At 68.2% G+C, this 9,092-nt stretch carries 10 protein-coding genes; 5 read left to right on the plus strand and 5 right to left on the minus strand.

Features of this window, described 5'->3' with window-relative positions; all coding sequences use genetic code 11:
- Nucleotides 1–302 precede the first annotated feature (302 nt).
- Entirely contained in the window at nucleotides 303–1,094 is a 792-nt protein-coding gene (locus AB4Z47_RS30105; RefSeq protein ID WP_441956007.1) for an MBL fold metallo-hydrolase, read from the plus strand.
- 73 nt (nucleotides 1,095–1,167) lie between these two features.
- On the opposite strand, the gene AB4Z47_RS30110 is transcribed toward AB4Z47_RS30105, so the two are convergent.
- Together AB4Z47_RS30110 and AB4Z47_RS30115 are read right to left on the minus strand one after the other, a co-directional pair.
- Nucleotides 1,168–1,842 carry a Crp/Fnr family transcriptional regulator gene (locus AB4Z47_RS30110; protein WP_019044571.1) on the minus strand — a complete coding sequence of 225 codons (675 nt, stop codon included), beginning with the start codon at nucleotides 1,840–1,842 and terminating at the stop codon, nucleotides 1,168–1,170.
- A gap of 217 nt (nucleotides 1,843–2,059) precedes the next feature.
- Nucleotides 2,060–2,302: a hypothetical protein gene (locus AB4Z47_RS30115; protein ID WP_441956010.1), complete on the minus strand. Its 243-nt coding sequence runs from the start codon at nucleotides 2,300–2,302 to the stop codon at nucleotides 2,060–2,062.
- A gap of 91 nt (nucleotides 2,303–2,393) precedes the next feature.
- Between AB4Z47_RS30115 and nth the strand changes: the two genes are divergently transcribed.
- The 4 genes from nth to AB4Z47_RS30135 all read left to right on the plus strand — a co-directional run bounded on the left by nth (nucleotide 2,394) and on the right by AB4Z47_RS30135 (nucleotide 5,875).
- On the plus strand, nucleotides 2,394–3,227 hold the full coding sequence (gene nth, locus AB4Z47_RS30120; protein WP_441956012.1) for an endonuclease III: 834 nt from the start codon (nucleotides 2,394–2,396) through the stop codon (nucleotides 3,225–3,227).
- Complete coding sequence (locus tag AB4Z47_RS30125) at nucleotides 3,224–3,886, plus strand: TlpA family protein disulfide reductase (protein ID WP_441956014.1); 663 nt, start codon at nucleotides 3,224–3,226, stop codon at nucleotides 3,884–3,886. The genes nth and AB4Z47_RS30125 overlap by 4 nt, the downstream gene beginning before the upstream one ends.
- A gap of 82 nt (nucleotides 3,887–3,968) precedes the next feature.
- Complete coding sequence (locus AB4Z47_RS30130) at nucleotides 3,969–4,685, plus strand: NUDIX hydrolase (RefSeq protein WP_441956016.1); 717 nt, start codon at nucleotides 3,969–3,971, stop codon at nucleotides 4,683–4,685.
- Nucleotides 4,682–5,875 carry a MarP family serine protease gene (locus tag AB4Z47_RS30135; protein WP_441956018.1) on the plus strand — a complete coding sequence of 398 codons (1,194 nt, stop codon included), beginning with the start codon at nucleotides 4,682–4,684 and terminating at the stop codon, nucleotides 5,873–5,875. The genes AB4Z47_RS30130 and AB4Z47_RS30135 overlap by 4 nt, the downstream gene beginning before the upstream one ends.
- 58 nt (nucleotides 5,876–5,933) lie before the next feature.
- Here the strand turns inward: AB4Z47_RS30135 and AB4Z47_RS30140 are convergent, their stop codons facing one another.
- The 3 genes from AB4Z47_RS30140 to nhaA all read right to left on the minus strand — a co-directional run bounded on the left by AB4Z47_RS30140 (nucleotide 5,934) and on the right by nhaA (nucleotide 8,746).
- Entirely contained in the window at nucleotides 5,934–6,869 is a 936-nt protein-coding gene (locus AB4Z47_RS30140; RefSeq protein ID WP_441956020.1) for an alpha/beta fold hydrolase, read from the minus strand.
- 36 nt (nucleotides 6,870–6,905) lie between these two features.
- On the minus strand, nucleotides 6,906–7,412 hold the full coding sequence (locus AB4Z47_RS30145; RefSeq protein WP_441956022.1) for a phage holin family protein: 507 nt from the start codon (nucleotides 7,410–7,412) through the stop codon (nucleotides 6,906–6,908).
- Nucleotides 7,413–7,528: 116 nt separating this feature from the next.
- Complete coding sequence (gene nhaA, locus AB4Z47_RS30150; protein WP_441956024.1) at nucleotides 7,529–8,746, minus strand: Na+/H+ antiporter NhaA; 1,218 nt, start codon at nucleotides 8,744–8,746, stop codon at nucleotides 7,529–7,531.
- Nucleotides 8,747–9,092: the final 346 nt, after the last annotated feature.

Consider the following 9,092-nt stretch of genomic DNA (forward strand, 5'->3'; position numbering starts at 1 on the left):
GTCGGAAGTGGGGTTGGGCCGATGTGGTTGTGTTGGGTGGTGGTTGTGGTCTTGGGTGTTTGCAGGTTCTGGGTGTCGTGTGATGGGGCGGCTGGTGGTGGTTTCGTCGTGGATGTGGCTGCCGTTCGGGCGTGAGTTGGGTCGCGAACGGGCATGTACGACTCGCAGTGTGCGAGGTGGGAATGGGGGATGGCAGGTTTCACTCCGCTCCAATCCCGGGTTCTGTCGATGTTCGCAGGGGTGCGCTATTCGCGAACGAATGCTTGTGTAGATCTATCCGTTTCACTCGAGGACAATGTGGCATGGCACTTGAGCACCCTGCGTATGGTCAGTTGCGTCGAGTAAGCCCGACGGCGGTCGTGCTGCTCGCCGACAATCCGGGGCCGATGACGTTGGAGGGGACCAACACCTGGATACTGCGCGCTCCGGGACGATCGGACTGTGTGGTGGTCGATCCGGGGCCCAAAGACAAGTCGCACGGTAAGGCGATCGCCGAGGCCACCGGGGGCGAGATCGCCCTCACCCTGATCACCCACCGCCATCACGACCACACCGGCGGCATCGATCGGTTGGTCGAGCTGACCGGAACACCGGTGCGGGCAAAGGATTCCGGCTTCCTGCGGGGCTCGGACGCGCCGCTGGTGGACGGCGAGGTGATCGAGGCGGCAGGTTTGCGGATCACCGTGCTGCACACGCCGGGCCACACCAGCGACTCGGTGAGCTTCGTCCTAGACGATGCGGTGGTGACCGGCGACACCATCCTCGGCGCGGGCACCACGGTGCTGGACTCCAGCGACGGCACGCTGGCCGACTACCTGTCGTCGCTGGACAAGCTGGTCGAGGCGGGCAAGGGCAAGGCGCTGCTGCCCGCGCATGGCCCGGACCATCCCGACCTGGAGCCGATCGCGCGATACTACATCGCCCATCGGCAGGAGCGGCTCGACCAGGTGCGTGCGGCATTGCGAGTGCTCGGGCCGGACGCTGGCGCGATGGCGGTGGTGCGGCGCGTGTACGCCGACGTGGACAAGCGGTTGTGGCCGGCCGCGCGCAGTTCGGTGCAGGCACAGCTGGAATACCTTCGGGTGCACGGCTGACCAGGAAGACGACCACAGCACGCCGGTTCAGTGGAGCGCTGAATCCGGCGTGCTGTGTGTTGCCGGTGTGACGTTATCGCGCGCGGCGGGCGAGCCGCTCGGAGTCGGAGATGAGCACGCTCTTGCCCTCCAGCCGCAGCCAGCCGCGATGCGCGAAGTCGGCGAGCGCCTTGTTCACGGTCTCGCGGGAGGCACCGACCAGCTGCGCGATCTCCTCCTGGGTCAGGTCATGGGTGACCCGCAGGGCGCCCGCTTCCTGGGTGCCGAACCGCTGCGCGAGCTGCAGCAGCGCCTTGGCGACCCGGCCGGGAACGTCGGTGAAGATCAGGTCGGCCAGGTTGTTGTTGGTGCGGCGCAGGCGACGGGCGAGCACGCGAAGCAACTGCTCGGCGATCTCGGGGCGCTGGTCGATCCAGGCCTTGAGGGCATCGCGGTCCATCGTCACGGCGCGAACCTCGGTCACCGTGGTCGCGGTGGAGGTGCGCGGGCCGGGGTCGAAGATCGAGAGCTCACCGAACATATCGGACGGGCCCATGATGGTCAGCAGGTTCTCCCGGCCATCGGGCGAGCGACGACCGATCTTCACCTTGCCGGACGTGATGATGTACAGCCGGTCGCCGGGCTCACCCTCGTTGAAGATGACATGGCCGCGCGGGAAATCCACGGGCTGCAGTTGCTTGGCGAGGGCGGCCACCGCAGTGGGCTCTACGCCCTGGAAGATGCCTGCTCTGGCGAGGGCCTCGTCCACGAATGTGCTCCTTATGGGAAATGGCTCTGTACTGGACCGAAGCGACTCGGCCAACAGCGCAGTCTACGCGGCATGATGACAGCGTAGTGACAGACACCACGTAACGAGTGAATTGCGTGGCGCAGCGGAGAACCGTACCAGTATCGGGCCGGCGGCGTTCGCGGGTCCCTTCTCGGTTACGCAAGCTGTCGCCGCCGGGACCGTCGCTTGCGTAGTGTCAGCTTGCCCGGGCCACATCCAGCTCCTCGCCGCGGGAGCGGCGCCTGCGCATCCGGGCCACGGCCGCTGGCAGACCGAGCTTCGTCAGCTCCTTCACCTCGGCGTTGCTTGCGCTGTCCAGGTACTGCTGAACCTCTTCGTCGGGTTCGAGAAGCTTGCTGAGCCGATTCTCGACCCGCTCCATGCCCAGTGCGAACAGCATCAACACCACTGGGAAGAGCGCCACAGCGAGTCCTTGCATGTCGAGCAGTAAACACGGTCCAGGTCTCAGATGGAACACGGCAACCCAACTGGAAGGGCAACGTTGTCCGCCGGTTACGTATGGTGGACGCGTGCGAGTTTCCCCCTCCATCGCCGCCGGGAACGGGCTTTCGCCTGCCTCCGGGGCCTCCGATCCGCAGCCGGTCGCTGCCGCGGCTCCGAAACGGAAATCCAGGGCGCGACAGGCGGAAACCCGGCTCGGGCTGGTCCGGAGAGCGCGTCGGATGAACCGGGAACTCGCGGTCGCTTTCCCGGACGCGCACTGTGAGCTGGATTTCACAACTCCGCTCGAATTGGCGGTCGCGACAATACTTTCCGCGCAGTGCACCGATGAGCGCGTGAATCTCACCACCCCGGCGGTGTTCGCGCGCTACCCGGACGCCCGCGCCTACGCCGGGGCAAACCGCACGGAGCTGGAGGAATACATCCGGCCCGCCGGGTTCTACCGCAACAAGACCACCGCGCTGATCGGCCTGGGGCAGGCGCTGCTCGAGCAGTATGATGGTGAATTGCCTCACACCCTGGTGGAACTCGTTCGATTGCCCGGGATCGGACGCAAGACCGCCAACGTCATCCTCGGTAACGCGTTCGGGGTGCCCGGCATCACGGTCGACACCCATTTCGGCCGCCTGGTGCGCCGCTGGCAGTGGACCGCGGAGGAAGATCCGGTGAAGGTCGAACACATCGTCGGCGCGCTGATCGAGCGCAAGGAATGGACGATGTTGTCGCACCGGGTGATCTTTCACGGGCGCCGCGTCTGTCATGCCCGCAAACCGGCGTGCGGTGTGTGCATCCTGGCCAAGGACTGCCCGTCGTTCGGGACCGGGCCGACCGATCCGGAGATCGCGGCCGAGCTCGTGAAGGGGCCGGAGCGGCAGCATCTGCTCGAGCTGGTGGGCCGGTGAGCTCGGAGCCCTCCGGCGGTAGCGGGGTAGGGCACGGGTGGCGTTGGGCACTTGCCGGTCTGATCGCGGTGGTGGCGCTCGCGGTCGCGGTGTGGCCGCGAGGGGGTGATGACAACGACGCGAACCAGGGTCGCGAACAGTCGACCCACGCCGCGTCCGGCGTGTCGGACGAGCTGCGCGTCGCGGCCGGTCTGCCCGCCTGCCCGCGACCCGCGCGAGGCCTCGCCGGAAACGGCCCGCTGGCCGGCATCACCCTGGAATGCCTGGCAGACGGCGGGCCGGTCGACCTGGCCGCCGCCTTGGCAGGCAAGCCCGCGCTGCTGAACCTCTGGGCCTACTGGTGTGCACCGTGTGCCCAGGAGTTGCCGTATTTGCAGCAATTCGCACAGCGCGCCGGGAACGCGATTACCGTGCTGACCGTGCACAGCGACCCCGACGAGGCCAAGGCACTGTCCAGGCTGAGCGGACTGACCGTGAAACTGCCCGGCGTGCTCGATGCGGACGCGCGGGTGCGCACGGCCGTCGGCGCCCCTGCGGTGCTGCCGGTTTCGGTGCTGCTGCGGGCCGACGGCTCGGTTGCCGAGGTTGTGGTGCGTGCCTTCAACGGTGTCGATGACATCGCGAACACCGTCGCGGGCGAGCTCGGAGTGGCCGCATGACACTGCGGGCAGATAGATCGGTTGTGGAGGTGTTGGTGCGGGTGTTCATTCCGGTCGGCGGCGTCGTGTGGGGAAGTGCGAGATGACCATCCCTGTGCCACAAGACATTCCGAAGTGGCTGAGCAGGTCGGCCGATCCGGCCGTCGACACCGCCGACACCTTGACTATGGACCGTGCCTTGCGCAGGGCCATGACCGTGACCTCGACGCCGCGGCAGGCCGCGGTGCTCGTGCTCTTCGGCGGCTCGGCCGACGCGGACCCGGACGCGCCCGGCGGACTGCCCGCGGACGCGGAGGTTCTGCTGACCCAGCGAGCGTCCACCATGCGCCAGCATCGCGGTCAGGTCGCTTTCCCCGGCGGTGAGGTGGACCCCGGCGACACCGGACCGATCGACACCGCACTGCGCGAAGCCTGCGAGGAGACCGGACTCGACCGCACGGGCGTGCAACCCGTCGCCGTGCTTCCGAAACTGTTCGTGCCGCCGTCCCGGTTCGATGTGACGCCGGTCATCGCATACTGGCGCACGCCGAGCGAGGTCCGTGTGGTGAACGAGAGCGAGACCGAGCGTGTCGCGCGCGTTCCGGTCGCCCTGCTGCTCGATCCGGCGAACCGCTTCCTGGTCAAGAGTCCCCTCGGCTACGAGAGCCCGGCGTTCCAGGTGGACGGGATGCTGGTCTGGGGGCTGACCGGCGGCATCCTCGGCGGGATCTTCAGAGCCGCGGGTTGGGAACGCGAGTGGGACCACGAGGACGTTCGTGACCTGGAGACCGCACTCGCCGCCGTGGGGATGACGTTATGAGCTCGTCGGCCTGGCTCGACATCGCGGTTGTGCTGCTTGCGCTGCTCGCGGCCTCCTCGGGGTGGCGGCAGGGCGCGGTGGCCTCCGCACTCGCCTTTCTCGGCGTGGTGCTCGGCGCGGTCGCGGGCATCCTGATCGCGCCACACATCCTGGTCCACGTCGACGAGGGACGCACAAGGGTGCTCACCGGCGTGCTGCTCATCGTGGTGCTGGTGATCGTCGGAGAGGTCGCGGGCATGGTGCTCGGGCGCGCCGCCCGCAGCGGCATGCGCCACCCGTTCACGCGCAGCGTGGACAGTGTGGTCGGCGCCGTGCTGCAGGCGGTGGCCGTTCTGGTCACCGCCTGGCTGCTTGCGTTGCCGTTGGCCACCTCGTCGCAACCGGCCGTCGCGACCGCGATCAACGGTTCGCGGGTACTCGCCGACGTCAACGACGTCGCGCCGAACTGGCTGCGCCGCCTGCCGAACGAGTTCTCCAAGCTGCTCAACACCTCCGGTCTGCCGGACGTGATCGGGCCGTTCGGCCGCGCGCCGATCGCGGCCGTCGAACCGCCCGATCCGAGCGTGCTTGCCAGCCCGGTCGCGGCGTCGTTGCAGCAGAGCGTGCTGCGTATTCGCGGTGTCGCGCCGAGTTGCCAACGGGCGCTGGAGGGTTCGGGCTTCGTGATCGCGCCGGAGCGGGTGATGACCAACGCCCATGTGGTCGCGGGCACCACCAGTGTCGCGGTGGACACCCCGCGTGGCCCGCTGGACGCCAACGTGGTGCTGTTCGACCCCTCCAAGGATGTCGCGGTGCTCGCGGTGCCCGGCCTGACCGCTCCGGTGGTCGGGCAGGCGCCCGCGCCCGCGCGCTCGGGGGACAGTGCCATCGTGCTCGGCTACCCGGGCGGCGGCCCGTACACGGCCAGCGCGGCCCGCGTCCGCGAGACGCTGGATCTCACCGGCCCGACCATCTACCGCAACGGCACCGTGGAGCGCGAGGTCTACACCGTCCGCGGCCAGGTCCGGGCGGGCAATTCCGGGGGGCCGCTGGTGGATACGGACGGACAGGTGCTCGGCGTGGTCTTCGGCGCCGCCGTTACCGACGACGACACCGGCTACGTGCTCACGCTCGCGGAGGTCCGCGCCCAGCTCGACGCGGCCGCCGGGATCAACGTCCCGGTCGACACCGGAGCCTGCGTCCTCAGCTGATCGAGTCCCTGGCCACGCACGTGCTTGGCCAGGGAAGCACTGGCCGAAACGCGAATGCTCAGGCGAGAAGCTTGGCCAGCTCCGTCGTGACGGCGTCCGGGTTCTCCTGATGGGCGAAGTGGCCCGCCGCGGGAATGGCGACCAGCCGCCGTTCCGGCGAGAGGTGATGGCCGCGGCGGATGGTGCCGGTCAGCACATACGGGTCGAGGTCGCCACGCATGGCCAGCACCGGGATGTGGATGGGTTCGCGCATGGTCGCCATGAACCGCCGACCGTCCGGGCGCCACTGGCTGCGGAACGCCCAGCGCTGATACTCCAGCGCGCAGTGCGCCGCGCCGGGGATCTGGATGGCCGAGCGCATTCGCCGGGCGGTGTCGACGAATTCGGCGGTGCCCGACCAGCCTGCGCTCACCCGCTGCCGCAGCAGCCGTTCCACCTCGAAGCCATCGGCGGTGGTCAGCAGGTGCTCGCCGTAGCGCGGGAGTTGGTAGCGCAGGAAGTTCGGCAGCCAGGCCGCGCGCTGGCGGCGGTTGCGCAGCACGGCGCTCTTCAGCGCCGACGGATGCGGCGAGCCGACCAGCGCGATCGAGCGGACCAGCCGCGGGTGCAGCAAGGCGGTCGTCCAGCAGACCAGCCCACCGTCGGCATGGCCGACCAGCGTGGCGTCGGTGTAGCCGAGTGCGCGGATGAGGCCGGCGACGTCACCTGCCAATGTCCAGCCGTCGTAGCCACGCGGGGGCTTGTCGCTGTCGCCGTAGCCGCGCAGGTCGACAGCGACGGCGCGATAGCCGAGGTCGGCAAGTCCGGTCAGTTGGTTACGCCAGGACCACCAGAAGTCCGCGAATCCGTGCAGCAGCACGACGAGCGGGGCGTCGGAACGCTCGGTGGCCGCCTCGACGACATGGAATCGAATGCCGTTGGCATGAACATCCCGATGCGTCCACGGTCCGTCGTAGCGGACGCTGGACGGGTCCGGAAAGAAGTTCGACGACACGGCGATCGAGCCTAGTACCCGCCCGCTGACGCGCGCCTAGGATGTCCGCTTCTCCAACACAAGGTCGTCGTCGTGTGCCGAGCCGCCGCGCCCGTGCGGCAGTACCGTGCGCGCCTGCTTGAGCGAGTCGATCGTCTTCTCCGGCGCGCGCAGCTTCTTCACCCGCAGATAGCCGAGCAACGCAAGCACCGCGGTCGTCACGACCATCAGCAGGAAGACGATCAGGAAGGCCGCCCAGCGCGCCAGCCACACGTCGAGGAGTTCACCGACGAAGAAGAAAAAGAAGAAGGTGCTGAACAGCAGGACGGTCAGGGCGAGGATGAAGTAGACGCTGCCCTGGAGGCCCTTCTTGATCTCGCCGGTAACCTCGGCCTTGGCCAGTTCGACCTCGGCCCGGACCAGGGTCGACATCTGCTCGGTGGCGTCGCGGACCAGGCTCCCGAAGCTCGCGGAGCCGAGGGGGTCGGCGTCCGACAGGGGAATGGAGGTTACCGTACGCCCGCGCTGTGCGTCGTTCCCGTTACCACCGTGGTTGAAACTCACTTGGTCGACCCTTCTCCCTGTCCCGGCACTGCTTCGGCTCCGTTCTCTCTGCGGCGCTCCCCGTGCCCTCCGTGGTCACGCAGGCTACCGCCTTCGGGCACATCGCTCGCGCCGCATCACTCTTCACGTTGTAGCGCACGCGCGTCTCGCCGCGCCTGGTGGACACGCCCACGCCGCAACAGTAGCGCCGAACCCGCGAGCGACGCCGTCATCGACGTGACCAACACAGCGGCCTTCGCCAATTCGACGGCGGAGCCGTCTCCGAGGTCGCCCAGCGCGAGTTCCGCCACGAGAAGGCTAACCGTGAAGCCGATCGCGCCGAGCACCGACAGGGCGAACATGTCCCGATACCCCAGCCCGATCGGGCGTTTCGCGATGCCCAATCGGATTGCGGCCCAGCTGATCCCGAAGATGCCTGCGGTCTTGCCCAGCAGCAAGCCGAGAATCACGGCCAGTGCCAGCCTATCGGTGAACAGCTCGCCGAACACCTTGGTATCCAACGGAACTCCCGACGCGAACAGTGCGAACAGTGGGACGCACAGTCCCGCGGAGATCGGCTGGATCAAGTGTTCCAGCCGGGTGGCGGGCGCCTGCCCCTCGCCTGGGTCCGGCCGCACCCTGGTGAGCAGGCCCAGCACCACGCCCGCCAGGGTCGGATGGATACCCGCCTCGTGTAGCGCGTACCAGGACACCAGCGCCAGCGGGACATAGAGGACCGGCGTGCTGATCCGTTTGTGCTGGGCAAGTGCCCACCCGGCGAAGCAAGCTGCTGCGGCGAGCAACCACAGCAGCGACAGTGCGGCGGTGAACAGCACCGCGATCAGGACGATCGCCAAGAGGTCGTCGACCACCGCGAGGCTGAGCAGGAACACGCGCGCGCTTGCCGGGATGCGCGAGCCCGTCATCGCGAGCACGGCCAGCGCGAATGCGATGTCGGTGGCGACGGGGATAGCCCAGCCGCGCTCCATGCCTGGGATGCCGAAGCCGACCGCCGACGCGATCAGCGCCGGTGTCACCACGCCGCCGACCGCCGCGACGATCGGCAGCGCGGCGCGCCTGCGGTCGGCCAGTTCGCCGACCACGAATTCGCGTTTGAGCTCGAGGCCCGCGACGAAGAAGAAGATCGCGAGCAGGCCGTCCTCGGTCCAGTCGGCCAGGGTCCATTCCAGATGCAGCGGACGGATGGCGACGACCGTCCCGGTCATTCGCACGTAGCTGTCGGCCCATGGCGAATTCGCCCACAGCAACGCGACAGCTGCCGCGATCAGAAGCAGTGCGCCGCCGACGGTCTCGGTGCGGAGATAGCGGGTTAGTTCCGAGCGCACCTGCGTGATCACGGGGAACCTTTCGGCGGACGGTCAGGACGAGCGGACGCGCTCCCACCGAGTTCGGATTTCGGGCATACGACCGCGCGCCGACCAGACTTCCCGGCACACCTTACGCAATTCTAACGGGAACGGCCGGTGACGATGTCCGTCACCGGCCGTAAAATGCCGCGTTCGCCCGTGTCGGGTCAGGCTTTGCCCGCTCGGATCGCTTCGAAGACGCTCGGGTCGACCAGGGTGGAGGTGTCGCCGAGTTCGCGTCCTTCGGCGATGTCGCGTAGCAGGCGGCGCATGATCTTGCCGCTGCGGGTTTTGGGTAGTTCCGGTACGACGTGGATCTGTCTGGGGCGTGCGA

The sequence above is a fragment of the Nocardia sp. 2TAF39 genome (genome assembly GCF_052114905.1).
Lineage (GTDB): Bacteria > Actinomycetota > Actinomycetes > Mycobacteriales > Mycobacteriaceae > Nocardia.

What these genes read in the sequence shown, in the direction of transcription:
- AB4Z47_RS30135 (WP_441956018.1), top strand. Translation starts at nt 4,682, where the DNA reads ATGAGCTCGTCGGCCTGGCTCGACATCGCGGTTGTGCTGCTTGCGCTG.
- AB4Z47_RS30130 (WP_441956016.1), top strand. Translation starts at nt 3,969, where the DNA reads ATGACCATCCCTGTGCCACAAGACATTCCGAAGTGGCTGAGCAGGTCG.
- AB4Z47_RS30105 (WP_441956007.1), top strand. Translation starts at nt 303, where the DNA reads ATGGCACTTGAGCACCCTGCGTATGGTCAGTTGCGTCGAGTAAGCCCG.
- AB4Z47_RS30115 (WP_441956010.1), bottom strand. Translation starts at nt 2,302, where the DNA reads ATGCAAGGACTCGCTGTGGCGCTCTTCCCAGTGGTGTTGATGCTGTTC.